This window comes from Rhodococcus sp. MEB032, assembly GCF_030208925.1.
Taxonomy (GTDB): Bacteria; Actinomycetota; Actinomycetes; order Mycobacteriales; family Mycobacteriaceae; genus Rhodococcus_F; species Rhodococcus_F qingshengii.
In genome coordinates this window covers 180,457-200,277 of the sequence record NZ_JARVSY010000002.1, presented here as the reverse complement: position 1 = coordinate 200,277, position 19,821 = coordinate 180,457, and the positions used below count along the sequence as shown (strand labels likewise).

20 protein-coding genes are annotated in these 19,821 nt (G+C 61.8%); 12 read left to right on the top strand and 8 right to left on the bottom strand.

Annotated features, from left to right (window positions below):
- Window positions 1-16 precede the first annotated feature (16 nt).
- Window positions 17-988 (top strand): alpha/beta hydrolase, encoded by a 972-nt coding sequence (locus QRN54_RS03700; protein ID WP_285181603.1) that lies wholly within the window; start codon window positions 17-19, stop codon window positions 986-988.
- Between the two features lie 9 nt (window positions 989-997).
- Window positions 998-2,077: a helix-turn-helix domain-containing protein gene (locus QRN54_RS03695; protein WP_285181602.1), complete on the top strand. Its 1,080-nt coding sequence runs from the start codon at window positions 998-1,000 to the stop codon at window positions 2,075-2,077.
- Window positions 2,078-2,099: 22 nt separating this feature from the next.
- On the opposite strand, the gene QRN54_RS03690 is transcribed toward QRN54_RS03695, so the two are convergent.
- Window positions 2,100-2,999 (bottom strand): LysR family transcriptional regulator, encoded by a 900-nt coding sequence (locus tag QRN54_RS03690; RefSeq protein ID WP_042922908.1) that lies wholly within the window; start codon window positions 2,997-2,999, stop codon window positions 2,100-2,102.
- Between the two features lie 140 nt (window positions 3,000-3,139).
- On the opposite strand from QRN54_RS03690, the gene QRN54_RS03685 reads away from it, so the two are divergent.
- The 5 genes from QRN54_RS03685 (at window position 3,140) to QRN54_RS03665 (ending at window position 8,729) form a co-directional block, all read left to right on the top strand.
- Window positions 3,140-4,546, top strand: coding sequence for an FAD-binding oxidoreductase (locus QRN54_RS03685; protein WP_285181601.1), 1,407 nt, complete (start codon window positions 3,140-3,142; stop codon window positions 4,544-4,546).
- Between the two features lie 14 nt (window positions 4,547-4,560).
- On the top strand, window positions 4,561-5,202 hold the full coding sequence (locus tag QRN54_RS03680) for a histidine phosphatase family protein (RefSeq protein ID WP_050654967.1): 642 nt from the start codon (window positions 4,561-4,563) through the stop codon (window positions 5,200-5,202).
- A 62-nt stretch (window positions 5,203-5,264) separates the two neighbouring features.
- Window positions 5,265-6,386 (top strand): winged helix DNA-binding domain-containing protein, encoded by a 1,122-nt coding sequence (locus tag QRN54_RS03675; protein ID WP_285181600.1) that lies wholly within the window; start codon window positions 5,265-5,267, stop codon window positions 6,384-6,386.
- Between the two features lie 133 nt (window positions 6,387-6,519).
- Window positions 6,520-7,995, top strand: a complete 1,476-nt coding sequence (locus QRN54_RS03670; RefSeq protein ID WP_151098455.1) for an aldehyde dehydrogenase family protein — start codon at window positions 6,520-6,522, stop codon at window positions 7,993-7,995.
- Window positions 7,992-8,729, top strand: coding sequence for an SDR family oxidoreductase (locus tag QRN54_RS03665; RefSeq protein ID WP_285181599.1), 738 nt, complete (start codon window positions 7,992-7,994; stop codon window positions 8,727-8,729). Before QRN54_RS03670 ends, QRN54_RS03665 begins: the two co-directional genes overlap by 4 nt.
- Before the next feature lie 82 nt (window positions 8,730-8,811).
- Here the strand turns inward: QRN54_RS03665 and QRN54_RS03660 are convergent, their stop codons facing one another.
- Window positions 8,812-9,453 (bottom strand): TetR/AcrR family transcriptional regulator, encoded by a 642-nt coding sequence (locus tag QRN54_RS03660; protein WP_058038428.1) that lies wholly within the window; start codon window positions 9,451-9,453, stop codon window positions 8,812-8,814.
- A 293-nt stretch (window positions 9,454-9,746) separates the two neighbouring features.
- Between QRN54_RS03660 and QRN54_RS03655 the strand changes: the two genes are divergently transcribed.
- A complete protein-coding gene (locus tag QRN54_RS03655; protein ID WP_058038488.1) occupies window positions 9,747-11,096 on the top strand; it encodes a lipase family protein in 1,350 nt (449 codons plus the stop codon).
- A gap of 17 nt (window positions 11,097-11,113) precedes the next feature.
- Here QRN54_RS03655 and QRN54_RS03650 read toward each other — a convergent pair whose 3' ends face one another.
- From QRN54_RS03650 to fepB, 5 genes are read right to left on the bottom strand one after another with little or no spacing between them, the layout of a single operon-like run.
- Window positions 11,114-11,956 carry a siderophore-interacting protein gene (locus tag QRN54_RS03650; RefSeq protein WP_058038429.1) on the bottom strand — a complete coding sequence of 281 codons (843 nt, stop codon included), beginning with the start codon at window positions 11,954-11,956 and terminating at the stop codon, window positions 11,114-11,116.
- Between the two features lie 21 nt (window positions 11,957-11,977).
- Window positions 11,978-12,802, bottom strand: a complete 825-nt coding sequence (locus tag QRN54_RS03645; protein ID WP_007735712.1) for an ABC transporter ATP-binding protein — start codon at window positions 12,800-12,802, stop codon at window positions 11,978-11,980.
- Window positions 12,803-12,826: 24 nt separating this feature from the next.
- Entirely contained in the window at window positions 12,827-13,882 is a 1,056-nt protein-coding gene (locus QRN54_RS03640) for a FecCD family ABC transporter permease (RefSeq protein WP_082661421.1), read from the bottom strand.
- Window positions 13,879-14,925 (bottom strand): FecCD family ABC transporter permease, encoded by a 1,047-nt coding sequence (locus QRN54_RS03635; protein WP_242430651.1) that lies wholly within the window; start codon window positions 14,923-14,925, stop codon window positions 13,879-13,881. The genes QRN54_RS03640 and QRN54_RS03635 overlap by 4 nt, the downstream gene beginning before the upstream one ends.
- 4 nt (window positions 14,926-14,929) lie before the next feature.
- Complete coding sequence (fepB, locus tag QRN54_RS03630) at window positions 14,930-15,943, bottom strand: Fe2+-enterobactin ABC transporter substrate-binding protein (RefSeq protein WP_063315467.1); 1,014 nt, start codon at window positions 15,941-15,943, stop codon at window positions 14,930-14,932.
- 105 nt (window positions 15,944-16,048) lie between these two features.
- On the opposite strand from fepB, the gene QRN54_RS03625 reads away from it, so the two are divergent.
- Window positions 16,049-17,665: an AraC family transcriptional regulator gene (locus QRN54_RS03625; RefSeq protein WP_285181598.1), complete on the top strand. Its 1,617-nt coding sequence runs from the start codon at window positions 16,049-16,051 to the stop codon at window positions 17,663-17,665.
- Here QRN54_RS03625 and QRN54_RS03620 read toward each other — a convergent pair.
- A complete protein-coding gene (locus QRN54_RS03620) occupies window positions 17,653-18,030 on the bottom strand; it encodes a VOC family protein (RefSeq protein WP_285181597.1) in 378 nt (125 codons plus the stop codon). The two genes, QRN54_RS03625 and QRN54_RS03620, sit on opposite strands and share 13 nt — an antisense overlap.
- Before the next feature lie 100 nt (window positions 18,031-18,130).
- Here QRN54_RS03620 and QRN54_RS03615 point away from each other — a divergent pair, with 100 nt between their 5' ends.
- The 3 genes from QRN54_RS03615 to QRN54_RS03605 all read left to right on the top strand — a co-directional run bounded on the left by QRN54_RS03615 (window position 18,131) and on the right by QRN54_RS03605 (window position 19,741).
- The gene (locus tag QRN54_RS03615) at window positions 18,131-18,856 is read left to right on the top strand and encodes a TetR/AcrR family transcriptional regulator (RefSeq protein WP_075834823.1); all 726 of its coding nucleotides are present in this window, start codon (window positions 18,131-18,133) and stop codon (window positions 18,854-18,856) included.
- Complete coding sequence (locus QRN54_RS03610; RefSeq protein ID WP_075834825.1) at window positions 18,853-19,290, top strand: hypothetical protein; 438 nt, start codon at window positions 18,853-18,855, stop codon at window positions 19,288-19,290. Before QRN54_RS03615 ends, QRN54_RS03610 begins: the two co-directional genes overlap by 4 nt.
- 88 nt (window positions 19,291-19,378) lie before the next feature.
- On the top strand, window positions 19,379-19,741 hold the full coding sequence (locus tag QRN54_RS03605) for a hypothetical protein (RefSeq protein WP_223304476.1): 363 nt from the start codon (window positions 19,379-19,381) through the stop codon (window positions 19,739-19,741).
- Window positions 19,742-19,821 lie beyond the last annotated feature (80 nt).

Below are 19,821 nucleotides of genomic sequence, written 5' to 3'. Positions count from 1 at the left end.
GCTCGATGATGGGTGCATGACAACATTCCCGACTCTCGACCCCGAACTCGCCGCGGCACTCACCATGCTCCCGAGGGTGGACTTCGCGGACCTCCCCAACGCACGGGCCACCTACGACGCTCTGGTCGGCACCATGTTGGCCGACCTGTCATTCGACGGAGTCACGCTTCGTGAACTGTCGGCACCCGGCCTGGACGGCGATCCGGAGGTCACGATTCGTTTCTTCACCCCGGACAACACTGCCGGCCCTGTCCCCGTTCTGCTCTGGATCCATGGCGGCGGATTCGCAATCGGCACCGCAGAATCCAGCGATCCATTTTGCGTCGAGGTGGCGCGGGAACTCGGATTCGCCGTTGCGAACGTGGAGTACCGCCTCGCCCCCGAAACCCCCTTCCCCGGCCCCGTCGACGACTGCTACGCCGCACTCCTCTACATCCACGCCCATGCCGAGGAGCTGGGGGTCGATCCACGCCGCATCGCAGTGGGAGGGCAGAGCGCAGGCGGTGGACTGGCCGCAGGCACTGTCCTCAAAGCCCGTGACGAGGGCGTTGTGCCCGTGGCCTTCCAATTCCTCGAAATCCCTGAACTCGACGACCGCCTGGCGACGGTCTCGATGACGAACTTCGTCGACACCCCCTTGTGGCACCGCCCTAACGCCATCCTGTCGTGGAAGTACTATCTCGGCGAGTCGTATTCCGGTCCCGAAGATCCTGACGTGTCCATTTACGCTGCGCCGTCCCGGGCTACCGACCTCACCGGCCTGCCGCCGACCTACCTGTCCACCATGGAACTCGACCCGCTCCGCGACGAAGGAATCGAATACGCCCTTCGGCTGCTGCAAGCGGGAGTCAGCGTCGAATTGCACTCCTTCCCCGGAACCTTTCACGGGTCGGCACTGGTCGCGACCGCCGCGGTCAGCGAAAGAGGTGCCGCCGAAGCCCTCACTGCGCTCAGGAGAGGGTTGCGTTCGCTCTCGCCGGTCTCGTAGCGTTGCGAGATGCAAGGACTGATGTACCGGCTTGCCGAGCTCGATGCAGACTCGGCAGGCCTGGTACGTGTCATCGATTACTTCGACGCCCTCGTGCGGCACGGCTCCGACACCGCGTCTTTGCTTCGTGCGAGCGCGCAGTTGGCGGACTGCGTCGTGGGTATCGAGATCGTCGAGCGCGGCAGAAGCAAGAAGAATTTGCGCCGTTGCGATCCGCGCGGCCGCTGGTCACCCGATCCTCAGCTCCCACCGAGCATGACCAGAAACATTGCCGTAGACGACGAGGTTCTCGGAACGGTATGGATCGAACGACCCGGGGCCAGCTTGCCACTCGACGAAATGCTCGTCGACCGGATGGCCCTGACCGCAGCGATAATTCTGCAACCGCGACGCCTGCCTACCGAAGCCGAGCACACTCGAAATCTGTTGTTCCCGATGGATGAACTCGCGGTGCTCACCTCCTGCGCCGGTCTCGGTATCGAACCCCAAACCCCAGTCCGTGTAATGGCAACCAAGGCAGTCTCAGGCACGGCCGAAGGTGCTGCACACCTTGTCATTTCGCCAGATTGCACACCTGGCAAAGCCGTTGGGATAGACGCTGACGGCGAGTATCTGAATCTCGTGACGGGTTCGTTCGCACCGACACCCGAGCTGTCCGTGGCCGCACTGTCGTCATCCGTACGCGCCGGAATATCTTTGACTGCTTCCGCTTCCGAAGTGAATACAATACTCGGCACTGCACGATTCGCTCGCGCACAGGCGTCGGCAACAACACCGATCGTGAACGCCGACGATCTCGGCGCCCTCAACCTCTTGGCGCCGGGACCACACATCGATCACTCGCGAATACCGGATCTGGTTCGTGCCGAAGAGATCGGCGACACCAAACAGGGGTTAGAACTACTCGAAACCTTGAGGTCATACCTGCAGTTCGGAACCTTGAGGGCCGCAGCCGATTCCATGCATCTTCACCACAGCAGCGTCGCGCACCGATTGGCGAAACTGTCCCAGCACGTCGGATTCCACGTCGATTCCATCGAGAACCGAGCACGCGCAACGGCCATGATGCTGGTCCTCGATGGCGGATAGGACCCACCGCGCATCACAGGTCCTACGCAGTGGTTGACGATCTTTCGCGTTCAGCGAGCGCAACAAACGGCGCAAGCGCCGGATTCGGATTATCCGGCCGGTAGGTCACTGCCACGTCGAGAGTTGGTTGCTCACCGGCGATCTCACATAGATGGACACCCGGGATGCGGAGCATCCGCGCTCTGCCCTGGGGGATCGGCGCAATACCCACCCCGTCCGAGACGGCATGCAGCACCTGCTCGTCGTCGGCCTCGAATCGAACGATGCTGGGCGCCCCGTTTGGCCAAAGTTGTTCGAGCGTACGCAAATACATCCCCGGGGCGTTGGCCTCCGGCCAGAACACAACGGGGACATCCACCAGATCTCCGAGTTCGAGCGTCGCTCGACCACCGAACGGATGATCCACGGGCACAGCGACCAGGATAGGTTCGGTGTCGAGGACGATCAGGGGAAGTTCTCGATCGTCTTCATCGAGCGGCGGGCGAACAACCGCGATGTCGACGGCTCCGGTTCGGACGAGGTCGACAGTCTGCGCCGAAGTGCCACGATGAACGACAACTTCGACGCCCGGGTAGAGCCTTCGATAGGTGCTGACCAGATCCGCGACTGCGCCGCCCGCCCACGAACGGGTGTACGCGATGCGCAGTTCTCCGTCCACACCGCGCGCGGCCAACCGAATTCGTTCGACAGCCCGGTCCGCACACCCGATCAAAAAGCGCGCCTCTCGTACCGCCACCTTGCCGGCTTCCGTGAAGGTGAACTGCGGACCCCGACGATCCACCAGCGGAACTCCGAGTTCGCGCTCGAGAACCTTGATCTGTTGACTGAGGGCCGATTGCGCGACGTGGACGTTCGCAGCGGCTCGAGTGAAGCTCCCATGATCCGACAGAGCGATCAGATAACGGGCACGCTGCAGGTTCATACGGCGATTATAAGAAAAACAGATGGTGGTGTCACTACTTGGTCTTGGACACGGCATCACCTGAGGTCGGAGGATCGAGTTCACGTTGATCCACCGTCTGTCTCCCGAAAATTGTCACCCGAACGATCACAAGGTTGCACATGAACCCCCGAGCACTCACTGAACCTGCAACAGACGCGAGGCTTCTCGACGCCCTCGCAGAGATCGTCGGCCACACGCATGTCCTTACCGATCCCGAACTGATCGAGGGCTACACACGTGACTGGACGGGACGTTGGATCGGCGACGCGATCGCGGTCATCCGCCCCGGCAACACTTCCGAAGTGTCTGCGGTTCTTCGAGCATGCTTCGACGCGGGGGTTCCCGTCACACCGCAAGGCGGCAACACCGGACTGGTCGGTGGTGGGATCGCCTCGGCTGGGTCCGTGGTGCTGAGTACCAGGCGTCTGGAAACGATCGAAGCCGTCGACCCCATCGGTCGGACAATCGCAGCCGGCGCCGGCGTGACCGTTGCTCGCGCCGACCTGGCGGCATCGGCACACGGTCTCCGCTTCGGAATCGATTTGGCATCAAAGGAATCCGCGACACTCGGCGGCATCGTCGCAACCAACGCCGGTGGGACGCGCATGGTCCGATACGGAAATACACGCGCACAGATACTCGGTATCGAAGCCGTGCTCGCGGACGGTTCGGTGCTGAGTAGATGGACTCCACTCGTCAAAGACAATGTCGGATACGATATTCCAGGACTTCTTGCCGGCAGCGAGGGAACGCTCGCAGTCATCACCAAGGTCCTGATGAAGCTGGTCACCCCGGCGACCGACACCCAGGTCGTGCTCGCGGGTGTACGCGACGTCGATCAAGCGCTTCATTTGTGTAATCGCGTGCGTCAGAGCGGATTGACCGTCGAAGCCGCCGAGATCATGACCGACGACGGCATCTCCCTCGTCTGCGCACACACCGATGCCCGTCGCCCGTTCGGCACCCCTTCACCGATGTACACACTCATCGAGGTGTCATCACCGCGCGAGACGGAAGAGTCACTCCTCGAAGTACTCTCCGACTCTGCCGACCTCATCGAGGACGCGACGGTCGAGCCTGGGCCGGCTCGAAAACTGTGGACTCTGCGGGAAAGCCATACCGAAAGCATCAGCGCGTCGTCGACGACGCCGGTAGTCAAGCTCGACATCTCCGTCCCCTTGTCCGTGATGGGAATGTTCATCGACAACCTCCGAGAAAGCCTGGCACAACGATTCCCCCTCGTGCGGCCAATCCTGTTCGGGCACTTCGCCGACGGAAACATTCATGTGAACCTTCTGGATGCCGAGCCGAGGGTCGCACACGAACTGACCGATATGGTGTTCCGACTCGTCGCCGCCCACCATGGAAGCATCAGCGCCGAGCACGGGATAGGCCGCGCGAAGTCGCCGTGGATATCGCTGGGGCGCACTGAAACCGACATTGCCGCAATGCAGTTGATCAAATCGTCCTGGGATCCCCGTGGAATCCTCAATCCTGGAATACTGTTGCCGGAAAAAGTCGGGTAAGCAAAAGGGGTCTCATGCAGGATCTTTACGTCGTCACTCATCCTCATGCCGAACACACAGCGCAGGACGTAGTCGGCGGTTGGCACAATTCGGTTCTCACCCCCGCTGGTCGGCGCGATGCAGGTTTGATCGCCGAAGCACTGAAACGACGACGCACCGGAACTTCGCGCGCGGTCCGCATCACCTCGTCCGACCTCGAACGGTGCACCGAGACATCCACGATCATCGCCCGGACACTCGATGCTCCGGCGACAACGGATTCACGATTGCGCGAAATCAGCTTTGGCGAAGCCGAAGGACGCCCGAACTCGTGGCTGGCCCAGCGGCAGGTCCCGGCCCCTGACAACAACCGCCTCGATCACCGTGGCCCCGTTGCCGGTGCCGAGACCCGCCGCGACATCGCATCAAGGGTTCACGAGTGCATGTGCGAACTGATGGACGATCTCGATCACGATCACATCGTCGTAACCCACGGCTTTGCACACACATTCGTCGTCTCCGCCTGGCTACAGATTCCCGTCGAAGCCGCAGGATTTGCGACCTTCGCGACCACCCCGGGTGCAATCACACATCTCCGACACGACGACTACTGGCGCAACCGAACCCTCGTGCAACTAGCTGATACGACGCACCTGGACTGTGGCACGATGGCCTGATGCGCCATGTCTCCGACGACGAACGCCGTGCTCGCATAGGAGTACGTCATGCGCTGGAGCCAATGTTTCACGTCGATTCGCCGGAAGCTGCCACGCGGGCGATGACGGTACTGCACGCCACCGAGTCAGCGACGGTCTATCTGTCTTGCCGGGCGAGGGTTCGGTCCGTGGACGCCGCCGACGTCGACCGCGCCCTGTACGACCAACGCAGTCTCGTGAAGCAATTGGCAATGCGCCGCACACTCTTCACCTTTCCCCGCGACTTGCTGCCGGCCGCGTGGTCGAGTGCGTCCGCCCGCGTCGCGAACACCGAGCGGGCACGAATGGCCAAGGATGTCGTCAAGGCCGGACTCGCCGTCGACGGCAACGACTGGCTCGATCGCGCACGGACGGAAGTGCTGAAGTTGCTCACCGATAGGCCTGAAGGGCTTTCAGCGGTAGAGATTCGTCAGGCCGTGCCGATGACAGACGTCAAGGTCGAGGGTTCGGCAGGTGAAATCTGGTCGGCACCCAGGGTTCTCACGCATCTCGGGGCGACCGCAGACATCATGCGCGGCACCAACACCGCCCGCTTCCCCGTCTCACGCCCACTGTGGACTCTCACTCGACACTGGCTCGACGACGCCCCCGTCGATCTCGAATCTGCAGACGGCTATCGAGAAATAGTCCGCCGTTGGCTCTACACCTTCGGACCGGGCACGGAAGACGACATCGTCTGGTGGCTGGGCTCGACGAAGACGGTCGTCCGGGCCGCCCTCGCCGAACTCGACGCCGTTGCAGTCTCACTCGACGGAGGCGACACCGGCTGGTTGCTACCGGATGACGTCGCCACGGTGCCTGATCCAGGTCCTTGGGTGGCACTCCTACCGGTGCTCGACCCGACGATCATGGGGTGGAAGAACCGTGACTTCTACCTCGGCCCGCACCGCAACCAACTCTTCGACACCCGCGGTAATGCCGGCACCACCGCTTGGGTCGACGGTCGCGTCGTAGGGTTCTGGATCCAAGACGAAACCGGTGTGGTGCACGTCCGATTGCTCGAGACCGTGTCAGCGTCTGCGCGACGTTCTCTCGATGCCGAGGCGGCGCGCCTCACCGAGTGGCTGGGCGGCGTCAGAATCGGCACGGGGTACGTCTCACGGGCTATGAAGCAGGCGGCTGAAATTGCTGGAGCCACGCCTTGACGATGTGACCAGAACACTGTTCTAGCTGTTCTTTCTGCTAACGCCATCCATGCGCGGCAAGGCAACCATCGACAAGTGTACGAAACGTACAGTACACTTCGAACTTCACCGATTGACCGATCTAGGAGGATCCATGGAAGGTCAAGCAGTTCGTGAATACGGTGCGTACATCGATGGAGCGTTCCGAGCCATCGGCACATCCACCTTCGAGGCGCGTGACGCCGCTTCCGGCGCTCTGCTCGCCACACTGTCCCGATGCGGGGCAGAAGAAATCAATGATGCGGTCGAAGCCGCCGGACGGGCATTTCCGGCGTGGGCAGGCCTGACGACCGAAGAACGGTCCGCACAAATCTTGCAGTTTGCCGCACTGGTGGAGGAACGAACTGAAGAGCTTGCCCAACTCGAGTGCATGGACACCGGGCGACACATCAGGGAGATGCGAGAAGACTATCGGGCCGCAGTGTCGCACCTACGATACTTTGCGTCAGTTTCGTTGGCGCACCACGGTTTCGGCCGCGAATTGGCCTCGGGGTATCTGGTTGCGAAACGGGTACCCTTGGGCGTGTGCGGACAGATCATTCCCTGGAACGATCCCGTTGTGATGACGGCATTCAAGATTGCTCCCGCTCTCGCTGCCGGAAACACCGTCGTACTCAAACCTGATGAAAATGCCTGTGTTTCAGTCATGGAACTGGCGAGGATCGCCGCCGAAGTGTTCCCGAAAGGCGTTCTCAATGTTGTACCCGGCCTCGGCGAAGAGGCCGGCGCAGCCCTGATCGGTCATCCGAAAGTCAGCAAACTCGCTTTCACCGGGAGCACCGAAGTCGGCCGGCTGGTGGCACACGCCGCAGCATCCCGACTGATCTCGACCACTCTCGAACTCGGCGGCAAGAGTCCGAGCATCGTCTTTCCTGACATCGACGACGTCGATGCGGTAGTCGCAGACGCGACCTCCGGCGTCCTGATGTGCAACGGTCAATCCTGCTTAGCCGGAACACGTCTGTTTATCCACGAGGATATCTACGACGCCTTCGTGGAAAAACTCGTCGCAGGATTCCGATCATTGCGAGTCGGGCCACCACTTGAGGAGGACACCGAACTGAGTGGATTAATCCACAAGGAACATGCCGATCGTGTGATCTCGATGATCAATTCCGGAATCGAAGAAGGCGCACAAGTACTTACCGGCGGCAACCGAACAGTAGTGCCGGGATTCGAAGCCGGAAACTTCGTCGAACCGACAATTCTGGAGGTCACGAACTCGATGCGAATTGCGCAGGACGAAATCTTCGGGCCTGTTTTGTGCGTCCTCAAGTGGAACAATTACGAGCAAGTGATCACAGAAGCCAACGACACTCCATACGGACTCGCTGCTGGGATCTATACCTCAAACCTGAAGAACGCCATGGAAACCGCGGACCATCTCGATGCGGGCTGCGTCTGGATCAATCAGTACTTCAATCTGGGAGGCGGCGTCCCCTTCGGCGGATTCAAGGAAAGCGGTCTCGGGCGAGAGTTCTGCCTCGAGACGCTCAACGAATACACCCAACTCAAATCCATCACTGTCGCCACGTCGACGCCCACGACAAACCAAGGAAACACACATTGAATATCTCGGGAAATACCATCTTCATTGCCGGCGGAACCTCCGGTATCGGACTCGCACTTGCAGTGGGCCTGCAGAACGAGGGGAACAATGTAATCATCGGTGGGCGGCGATCCGCTCTGCTGCAAGAGATCTCGGACAAGTACTCGGGCATCGGCACTGTCGTCATCGATGTGGACGACCCGAAATCCATTCGAACGGCGTATGAATCCGTAACGGAGGACTTTCCCGATCTGAACGTCCTTGTGACGATGTCGGGAATCATGTACCCGGAGGACCTGAAGAACCCGGACTTCCTCGACGTCGCCGAACGAACGATCACGACGAACCTACTCGGCACTATTCGACTGGTCGGCCAGTTCATTCCGCATCTGTTGACGAAGCCGACCGCCACCATCGCCACTGTGTCATCCGCCGTCGGCTTCGTCCCACTTCCCATCACGCCCACGTACAACGCCACGAAAGCTGCCGTTCATCTCTTCACCGAGAGCATGCGCGTTCAACTCGCCGATACTTCGATCCAGTGCATCGAACTCATCCCACCGGGCGTCCGCACCACACTGATGAACCAGGAGAACTCGGAATCGGCTCTACCCCTTGATGATTACATCGAAGAAACCATTGCTCTACTGAAAGCTGACGACAACGCCACAGAGATTGTGGTCGAAGCGGCCAAGCCACTTCGTCATGCCGAGATCAACGGTGAGTACCAGAACGTGCTGAAAATGCTCAGCTGACAGTGCCGAGTTGACACACATCGCGCAACGCTGGAGAGGGCAGAACCCTCTTCAGCACAAAGGATTTCAGCGAATATCCCCTTTAGACACCGTTCCGGAGTCCACGAACTGCATGATCGATGATCGAGCGCACCGTGTTGTCGTCGATACTCGCGTGCCCCACCAACATCCGGTAGATCAAGGGACCGAAGAAGAGATCGATCGCTTCCTCGATCTCGATGTCGTCGCGGAAGTATCCGGACTCAACGCATCGTCGAATCAGTTCGGCGAAGCCGCGACGACGTTCGTCGAGGAAGAAGGTACGGAAGTATGCAGCCGTCGTCGGGTCGTTGGCACACGCGCCGACAAGTTCGGCAAAGATCGACCCGAGTGGACCTCGGTAGAACCTTCCGATGTCCTCGAGGTAATCGTTCAAATCGTCTTGCGCACTGTCGGTCTCCGGAAACGTCAAGTGCCGGGCCATGAGCACACCGAACGCTTCAGCGGCGATCGCCTGCCGCGACGGCCAGTGCCGATACAGCGTGACTTTGCTGACGCCCGATTGCTCGGAGATCGCATCGATGGTCGCCGCCTTCATTCCCCCGGATTTCAGAAGCGCTTCCGCTGACCGAAGGGCCTTCTCGTGGGCCGCCTCGCTACGTGCACCGCTCGGAGGAGTGAGCAGTCCAGCCTGGGCGCCGGCCGAGTCTCGAAACACGCCGTCATCGGGAGCGCGCTTACCCATGTCCACTCCTTCGTCCTTCAATACCGTGCAGCACAGAACATTTCCCGGAATCGGACAACCCGGAACAGCCCAAGGCAGCAGCTCGTCGCGACAGCTACTAGTCGTATCGTACACATGGCATCCTGAGCAGAATTAGCAAGGCCACTTCAAAGATCTCAATCACATTGCGTCCATGCATGATTCAAACAACCGGCGCAAGCCTCTCGTTTATTACTCAAAAGTAAGATAACGTGTGGTCGTCATCACACCAGCCCGTCAAGTACCGAGAGACATACGAAACCGAAGGGTCGATCGTGGCATCAAAGATTCTCTTTCAGGGAGCGGTGGCGCTGACAGCCATTGCACTCACAGGCATCACAGCACCTACTGTCGCCGCGCAACCGTCGGCGGATTCCTTCTATCAGTACGACGGTTCGGCACCGCTGTCGTCGTATCAGCCTGGGGCCGTGCTCAAAACGAGAACCTTGCCCTATCACGTCGTCAACATTCCTACCCCGTTGCAAGCCGTACAGGTGTTGTACCGGTCGACCGACGCTCTCGGCCGGCCGTCTGCGAATGTCACATCGATTCTTCGACCACCCAATGCCCAGCCGGACAAAGTTGTCTCGTTCCAGTCTGCCTACGATTCGCTGAACCCGGAAGACGGACCGTCACGAGCAATCGCGGGGGACACCCCGATCGGCAGCCTTACCGTCAGCGGGCGCAATGTCGCCTTCGGCGGGACTCTCGCTTCCGGCGAAGCCGTCATGTTCGGTCCTCTACTGGCGCTGGGCTACACCGTCGTCATTCCCGACACCGAGGGCCCGAACGCGGACTTCGCGGCAGGACCCGAATACGGAATGATGACTCTCGACTCCCTCCGTGCCGCTCGCAACACATCCGAGACAGGTATTTCCGACTCAGCCGAGATCGGTCTGATGGGATACTCGGGCGGAGCAATCGCCACCAACTGGGCGTCCATCCTCGCGCCGGACTACGCCCCGGACATCAACGAGGACCTGATCGGCGCCGCCCAGGGTGGTCTGTTGGTCAACCCGGCAAACAACCTCCGGTACGCAAACGGAAGCATCGGTTGGGCAGGCGTTGTCGGGATGGCGGTCGTCGGACTTGCCCGTGCCTACGACATAGATTTCGACCCGTATCTCGGCGATCGCGGACGCGAACTCCTACCTCGGATCGAGGATGCCTCGATCGGGAACGTCATCCTGCAGTACCCGGGGGTGACCTGGCAGGACCTTGCCAAACCAGAGTATGCGAACCCCAACTCGGTGCCCGAGTACGTCGACGTGGCCAACAAGATCAACATGGGCAACGCGCCGATACCCACCATCCCGATGTTCATCGCTCAAGCCGCAAACGGAGCCCTCGAGGGCACCCAGCCAGGTGGACCGGGCGTCGGCCCTGGCGACGGAGTCATGGTTGCCGGGGACGTCCGCTCACTCGCCACTCGCTATTGCGACGCAGGTTTGTCCATCCAGTACGACCAGTACGACACCATCAGTCACGTTCCGGGTGGCGCGCTGTGGCTCCCCGGCGCCATCACCTGGCTCAACGACCGTTTCAACGGAAATCAGTTGCCGAACAACTGCTCGAACATCGCACCGGGCAATTCCCTGGCGCCGGAAGAACACGCGGTGGGCTGACGAATCCAACAGTCGCATCAGATACCGATTGCCAGATCGTCGATGTCTGCGAGCGTGCCGCCGTTTTCGAGGATGCTCGTGTAGTTCCGAAGTCGGTTCTGATCTATCTCGGTAGTGCTGACCCCTCGCTTCCAGTACCCGAAGACAACTACATCGTCCTTCGCCAGGCCGACTGTCTTGCGGAAATGCGCTCGAATGGCTCGCATCTCGTCCCGTTCCCCGGCACCCCACACCGCGTAGTCTCCTGGGTTATCGAGTTCGACGGCGTACCCGGCGAGGCCGTCTTCGACATGGTGCAGCTCGAGGCCGGGGATCACGGGTAGTTCCGCGAAAGCCTCGGCGTCACCGGTGGCGACCCAGCCGACGCCGGTCAGTCCCTCGGGCCACTGAAGCAGAATCGAATAGAGGGCAGGTATCGCGGTGTCGTCGGCGAACAGTGCGACGCGGCGCCCGGCGATCTCGGGAACGAGGAAGTGCGGGCGAGGACCGGTGAGTGAGAACGTGTCACCCACACGCAGGTCGGCGGCCCACCTCATCATCGGGCTGGTGTGGCCGTGCAGCACTACGTCGAAGGTCATCGAACTGCTCGGCGCGTTGCAGGTGCGCACCGTGTAGACGCGAGAGACGTCGCCGTACTGCGGACCGAGCTGGATGCGAAATGCGACGTTGGGCCGCAACCAATTCGGGTCGTCCGCCGACGAAGTCAACTGGACGGCGATGCGCAAGATGCTCTCGGTCGGCCGTTCGACGCGTTCGACGACGGCAACCACGTCGTTGAGACCGCGGTCGTGGTCTTCTCCGCGTGGCGCCTTTGCCGACGCAGACGTTTCAGTTTCTTCAGGTCGAGATGCGGTAGTCATTGATATCTCCTGATCGGTGGTTCAGTTGTGGACGGGTAGCTGACTGACAGGTCTTCGATCACGCGGAACAACAAGTGGCCGTCCGGTTTCCGGGTCTTCGAGAACCAGCGCCTCGAGGTCGAAGACTTCGCGCAGTAACTCAGGGGTGAAGACGTCCGAGGCACTGCCCTGCATGACAATTTTTCCGGACCGCATGGCAACTACGTGCGTGGCATATCTGGCCGCGAGGTTCAGGTCGTGCAGGACCGCGACCAATGTTCGACCGGACTGGTGGAGTTGGGAACAGAGGTCGAGAACCTCGATCTGGTGTGCGATGTCGAGAAAGGTGGTCGGTTCGTCGAGCAACAACACCGGGGTGCGCTGCGCAAGCGTCATGGCGATCCATACCCGCTGACGTTGTCCCCCACTCAGCTCGTCCACCAATTGGTCTGCTGCATATCGCATTCCGACTTCATTCAGGGCCTCGGAGACAACATGCTCGTCTTCGGGTGACCACTGGCGCAGCATGCTCTGATACGGATATCGGCCGCGGGATACGAGGTCTGCGACACTGATCGCTCCAGGAGAGAGCGGGGACTGTGGCAACAGGGCGATTCGCCGGGCGACTTCTTTGGTTCGATAGGACCGAATATCGTTACCGTCGAGCACAACACGACCCGATCGAGGTGCGAGCATTCTGCCGAGCGCACGCAACAAAGTCGACTTGCCACACCCGTTCGGTCCGACGACGACGGTGAACCCTCCATCGGGGATCTCGAGACTCAACTCGTCCACGATGGTTCGATCGGCGTACCGTAGTTCGATCTTCTCGGCGCGCAGCCGCGATGTTGGGGTGGCAGTAGTCATGAATCTCTTTCGTAGCGAGTTTTTTCAGGCCTGACGAGCGAGCAGCCAGATCAGATAGGCACCACCGAGCAGACTGGTGACGAGACCGACCGGAGTGCGGAGACCGACCTCGACCGCTTGCGCGATCAAGTCGGCGCCCGCCAGCAGAACTGCGCCGAGCAGGAAGGAAGTCGCGACAAGAACACCGCTGCGCCGTGCCAACCGTCGTGCGATCTGGGGAGCGGCGAGCGCCACAAATGCGATGGGGCCGGTGGCCGCGGTCGCCGCGCCGGTGAGCGCGACCGCAAGCAGAATGCCGGCAAATCGGTATCGCTCCACGGAGATCCCGAGCGAGGACGCAGCGTCGTCGCCCATCTCCATCATGGTGACGCGCCGGGACACCACGACGAGAGCAGGAACGAGAACACCGACGGCGATCGCAACACTGACCGCGTGTGGCCAACCGCGCCCGGTCAGCGAGCCGGCCGTCCACTGCTGCACAACGGTGGCGTCGTCGATATCCGCACGCACCACCAGGAACGACATCACGGCGCTCAGCATCGCGCCCACGCCGATACCGACCAAGACAAGTCGAAGACCGCCGCTGACGCCGTCTTTGCGTGCCAGCGCGTACACCAGAAGCGCCGTCAGCATGCCGCCGAGAACAGCGGCGCCCGCGGTCTGCAGTACCCCGCCTCCGAAGAAGACGATCTGAACCACGGCTGCAGTCGCAGCGCCGGTGGTGAAACCGATGATGTCCGGCGAGCCGAGAACATTGCGCGAAAGCGTCTGGAAAACCGCGCCGGCCACACCGAGGCTTCCGCCCACGCCGATCGCCGTGATCAGCCGCGGCAGCCTGCGATTCTGGACGGACCGAACCGCCGCTGGGGCGCCTTCGCCGTGCAGGGCACGCAATACTTCACCCAAGGACAGATCCAGGGTTCCATACATCAGCGTGGCAAACGAGAGCGCCGCCAATGCCGCACTGATTGCCACGGCTACGAACAGCACTCGCGGAACTATCCGCCACGAGTACGACCCGATTCGAACCACCCAACCGCGGAACAGCGGTGGAACCGGCTGCGCTGCAATCGCATTCACAGCGACGCCACCCGCCGCGAGCGAACAAGCGCAACAAACAAGGGGCCACCGAGCACCGCCACGGCGATCCCCGTCTGCAGATCTCCCGGCGCTGTGGCAACGCGACCGAGAACGTCGGCCAAGAGCAGAAATGCCGGGGCGACAACGAGCACGCACGGCAGAAGAAATCGCAGATCCGGCCCGACGACGCCGCGCACGATGTGCGGCGCAGCCAGGCCCACGAATCCGAGCGGTCCAGCCGCCGCAGTTGCGGCCCCTGCCAGCAGGATGACTGCGACAGCGGATCCGACCCGTGCGGGTCCGGTGCTGGCACCGAGCCCTTTGGCGACATCCTCGCCGAGCGCGATTGCGTTGAGTGGACGAATCAGCAACAACGACAACACGATACCGACGATGACGAAGGGCAGAACAGTGACGATCACGTCTCCGCCGCGGCCTTGCAACGAACCCACTGCCCAAAATCGGAACTGATTGAATGCGGCCTCGTTGCTTATGAGAACCATGCTGGTGAGAGCCGTGATCGCCGTCGCAACAGCGGCACCGGCAAGCGCCATGCGCGCTGGGGTCGCGGCGCTGCGATGCGCCGACCCCAACATGTACACACCTACCGAGGCAACGGCCGCGCCGGCAAGCGCGAACCACAGATAGCCGCCGACCGAAGTCACCCCCAGACAGGCAATCGCAATGACGACTGCTGCTGATGCTCCGGCGTTCACACCGAGTAGTCCCGGATCGGCTAGAGGGTTGCGGGTGATCGACTGCATCAGCGCGCCGGCCAGTCCGAGCGCGGCCCCGACCACAAGCCCGAGAATTGTTCGAGGCAAACGTGATTCGATCACAATCAGGTGCTCGTTGTTACCGGCGTCGTAGGAAAGAACTGCATCGAGGACAGTGGAGACGGGAATGTTGCGTGAGCCGATGACGAGTCCGCCGACGGATGCCAGCACGATTACAACGATGGAGACGAGGACCAACAACCCCGCACGCGCTGCCGTCCCGGACCGCAGTGGCGCTTCGGTCCGGGACTGCACAGAAACACCCACGCGGTCATCCACCGAACGTGGACACCAGCGACTCGACCGTCTGCTTTGCACTGAAGTAGTCGAGACGGAAGGCTGCCGTTCCCATCGCGTATACCCGATCACCCTTGACCGCAGGTTGATTCGCAAGGAGCGGGTCGGCCGCGAGTTGCTTCTCCACGTCCTTGGGCCCCATCGAGACGGCAAACAGCGTCTGCGCCCCGTCTAGTGCGGCAGACATGTTTTCGGAGCTGACGATCGCGACGCCGGAGGCACCCCGCTTGTCCGGAGCGACAAACTGCTCGGCGGGCTCGGCATAGGTGAAGCCGAGCGAGCCCAGCAGATTGCCCTGCGGGCTGTCGGCTCGGAACGTCCAGACACCGTCGGCACCCATGTAGACCAGTGCCGTCACCGGCTGCTCGGGAAGTTTGATCTTCGCGGCTTGGGTGGTGACCCAGCTGTCGTATTCGTCGACGGTTTTGGCGGCCTCGCTCTCGAGTCCGGTGACAGTCCCGAGCTGATCAGCGAGCTCCTCCCAGGAGCTGGCGCCGTAGTCGAGAAGAACAGTGGGTGCGATGTCGCTCAGCTGTGAGTAGGCATCGAGTGTCGAGTCGCCGCCGTTGGCGGAGCCGATGATCAGATCGGGCTCGAAGGTCTCGATCGCGTCGAGGTCCAGCTCGAGATTTCGGTAGAGCACCGCGACGCCACGATCAGCCGCCACGCCCGACCACTGGGAGAAAAACCCCTGGTCATCGGTCATTCCCGACGGCGTTGTCGCCGCACTCGCGACCACCGGCGCTCCGATCGCAAGCAGCGTGCCGGTCAACGACGGCGAGGTGGACACGATCCGAGTCGGCTTTGCAGTGATCTCGGTACTGCGGCCGCCGTGATCGACGGTGCGCGGCCAGCCCTCGGTGGCCCCGGAGGTTTCCTGGGTGCCCTCGGTTCCGGTGTCACTACCTGACGAATTCGAGCAGCCGGCAAGAGCGAGGGCGACGACCGCGGCGAGTACTGCCGCCGTCGGGCGTAGAGATCTGCGCATGAGTATGTGGCTTTCTGAAGATACGAGAGTGCGCCGCTGCGAACGCAGTCGGCAGAGGTAAAGTTAGCCATACTTAAGTCGCAAGGGTTGTCCAGGAGCGCCAACGTGTTACCACTATCGGGAAGGTCGGACGCAATCGACTTGGGGCCGATCCACGCCTGCCGCACCGAGCCAAGCATCGGCCGCTCACCCCTGTTGTTCTGGGTTCTCGCAGGCAGTGGACGCGTCAGGACCGGATCGACCGTCTACGAGGTGCCGGCAGGCGAGTTGTTGTGGATCCCGGCGGGCGTGCGATATTCGATGGAGACGGACTCGGATTCCGTCGCGTTTCCCATCCTGCTTCCGCCCTCGAACGGCGTCAGCGCCGGGCCGGCTACCGTGACGCGTCTGCGCGTTCCGCCCGGATGGGAAGACAGACTGATCCACGAGTTCGTTCACAACCTGGGCTATCTGCGCGGCGACGCTGCACACCCGTCGTCCTTGTTCGAAATGATTACCCGGGCCGACGACGGGGCCACCTCGCTGCCGCAATTGCCGCAATCACGGGAAGCGTTCGAGATCGCGCACGCCCTGTTGCGAACACCTGGCACCGACGACACCGAGGCACAATTCGCGAAGCGTGCCGGGATCAGCATTCGAACGCTCCAGCGATACTTCGTGGAAGAAACCGGCCTCACCTTCACGCGCTGGCGGCTTCGAGCTCGGATCGCCGCGTCGTTGGAGTACCTGAAGCAGGACCGCGAGATCGGTTGGATTGCAAACGAAGTCGGCTTCGAAACGGGCAGCGGATTCACGCGTGCGTTCCGGTCCCAGATGGGAGAGAGCCCGAGCGACTATCGCCGCCGGGCCCTCTCCGGTCCAACCGATCGCAGCGTGGACACCGACAACGATCAAGCATTGGTCCGCATGCTCGCAGAGACCAGGCAGCCCGGGGAAACAGCGCCGCCGATACCGGCCAATGCGACGTGGCCGCGCGTCAACGGCGCCCACGTCGCCGTGTGGGTCTACCGAGGCCAAGCCCGGGTGGACGTCGCGGACCGCAGCTGGGAACTGCGCACCGGAGAGGCCATGATTCTTCCTGCAGGCGTCCTCAATACCGTCACGGTTCCGACTGGTTCACTGCTTCTGCCGCTCGGCTTCCGTTCCTCGAACGGGTCGACCGTATCTGCCGACGCCCTCGAGACCGTGCAGTTCTCCCCCGCTGACGAGTTGGCATTGCTGCACACTTTCGTCGCCGCATACACGCCCTTGCGCCCGCGCGGCCACGACAGCGCCACGGCATTCGACATCATCGCCACCGGCCCTCTTGCACAACCGGTTTCGAACACCTCGCCCGCCGATTCGATTGCCACACGACTGGCAGCGACGATCGCCGCCCGCCCGGCCGACCCTCGCACTCTGGACGAGTGGGCGCAAGAGTTCGGTACCGACGCGGCCAGGCTGCGCCGGGAGTTCCGTATCGAAACCGGCACCACGTATCCGCAGTGGCGATCGCTTTCACGGATGACCCAGGCACGCACCCAACTCCAACTCGGGGTTGCACCCGGCACGGTGTCGAGGAACCTGGGTTACGCGCACCTGCCCGCATTCAGCCGAGCGTTTCGCACTGCGCACGGGATCTCACCGCAGCGCTTCCAAGCCCAGTCCGTCGAACGCGCCCTCTGGTTACGTTCTGTGCCGCGCGCCGCGGAGCCGAGCGCTCGGGTTCTTCACACCCACTGAACGAGTTGCCACACGATTCCGTTGGCGTCGACGAACTGGCAGTAACGCTCACCCCACGGTTCCGTCTCCGGTTCGGTGACGACGGAGGCACCTTCAGCAGCGATGCGGGCGAACTCGGCGTCGACATCGTCGACCACGAATGCAATGAGCATGCCTTGACCGGCCGGACCTGCGACGAAGTCGGGCTTGAACGTCCCGAGCCCGGTGCGCAGGAAGACCACGTTGACCCCGGCATCCGGATGATTCAGGGAAACGAAGCCGTCATCGGCCATGGCCTCGGTGAAACCGAAATGGGTTTTCGCGAAGTCTGCCGATGCGTCGGTGTCGTCGACGTTCAAGGACAGAGCAGTGCTGGTGATTTTCATCGTGGGCCTCCCATGATCGATAAACCTTATGCAGTGCATACAGTATGCACCGTATAAGGTATACCACCGTTGAGGTATTCCCGATTTCTGGAGACGACTGATGGCGCGCGAACTGATCGACCTGCTCTGGCGCGATCACCCCCTCGCGCCGAAGGGTGGCACCCGCGGCCCGCGAGCGAAGGTCACCACCTCACAGGCGGTCGACGTCGCGATCTCCGTCGCGAATACCGACGGCCTCGACGCCGTGACGGTCCGCCGATTGGCCGCCGAACTCGGAATCTCGGGCATGGCGGTGTACACCCACGTCGGATCCCGCGACGATCTGCTGGTGCTCATGGTCGACGCCGTACACGGACACAGCCCACTCCTGCCGTACGGGAACATGACCTGGCGCCAACGTGTGCGTCGGGTCGCCGAGGAAGAACTTGTCCTCTATACGGAGCATTGGTGGCTCCTGGACATCTCCGATCAGCGCTCCGCGTTGGGTCCGGGAACTATCGCGAAGTACGACCACGAACTTCACGCCTTCGACGGCACGGGACTGACCGACATCGACCGGGACTCCGCCCTGACATTTGTCGCCGACTTCGCACGATCCTCGGCGCAAGCGCGGCGCCCTGACCCTCGAGCAGCCGACATGGCCGAGGTGTGGTCGTCCTGGAACCAGCGTCTGGCTGCTTATCTCGGCGACGACTTCCCGCTGGCGCAGCGAGTCGGAGGGGCGGCCGGCGAGGCCAAGAACTCCCCGTACAGCCCCGAGGCGGCGTGGGAGTTCGGACTGGACCGGGTACTGGACGCCCTGGACGGCCTCATTCACATCGAATGACATTCCTGCAATTCGTGGGAGACAATGTGTCCGTGCAGCGTTTCGGTTGGTCTCGACGGTCCGACGGCAACCCTTCGTTGTTCGAACCGCGAGAGCTGTTGCACGCCTACGAGAATCTTTCGACCCGAGAGGTACGAGATTCCGGCGAGCTTCTCATCGAGATTCCGCTGAGCGACGCGAGCATCGTCGAGATCACCGTTCTTGATCCCTCTGCGGGCTGGATCGACTCCCGCGTGCGAGGACTCTGCAGTTCACTGGACAAGATCGACCGCCGGGCTCAACGCGTACTTCGAGGGGGATTCAGCATCGGCTGGATCGAACTCGAATCGGAGCGCCACGGCGTCATCGACTACTGGGAAAACGGGGTCAACAACGAATACCCCATCTCCATCGTGTGGAACGGAAACTCCTGGGAAGAAGCGGCAAGCACCTAGCCTCGAAATCAGCGGCATATATCCACGAAGACGGGGTAGACGAGTACATACCAGCGGCACATCGACTCAACTCCAGGCGTGGTGGACAATGTTTCTCAGCGACCAGTCAATTCGTCACCACACCCGTCGTTTCGGAGCAGCTCTGTCGCCTTCACACAAGTGGCCTCCGCCCACCGAGACACAGCGCATCGCACGCTGGAGTGAGCGGTCGGAGATGCTCGGCGCGCTGTCGGTACTCCTGTTCTGGGCTTTCGGCTTCGGCATCCTGCTGGGAGTCGGCGCGATTACAACGGGAATCTTCGCGCTCCGACGTCACCCGAAGAAGTCTGGTGGGCATCTGCTCTCGAATGCCCGCCAGCTGCCATGGGATGCAATAGTCGGCCTCTGCACCGGCGTCATCGGTCTTGCCCTGAGCGGTTGGTTCTTTGTAGTGGTCCTACCCAACATGTAACTCGACCTAGAATCCACCGAAGAGATTGCCGCAACGATGGTCGAACACGTTTCGCGGCAACCATTTTCGCACGTGGTGCG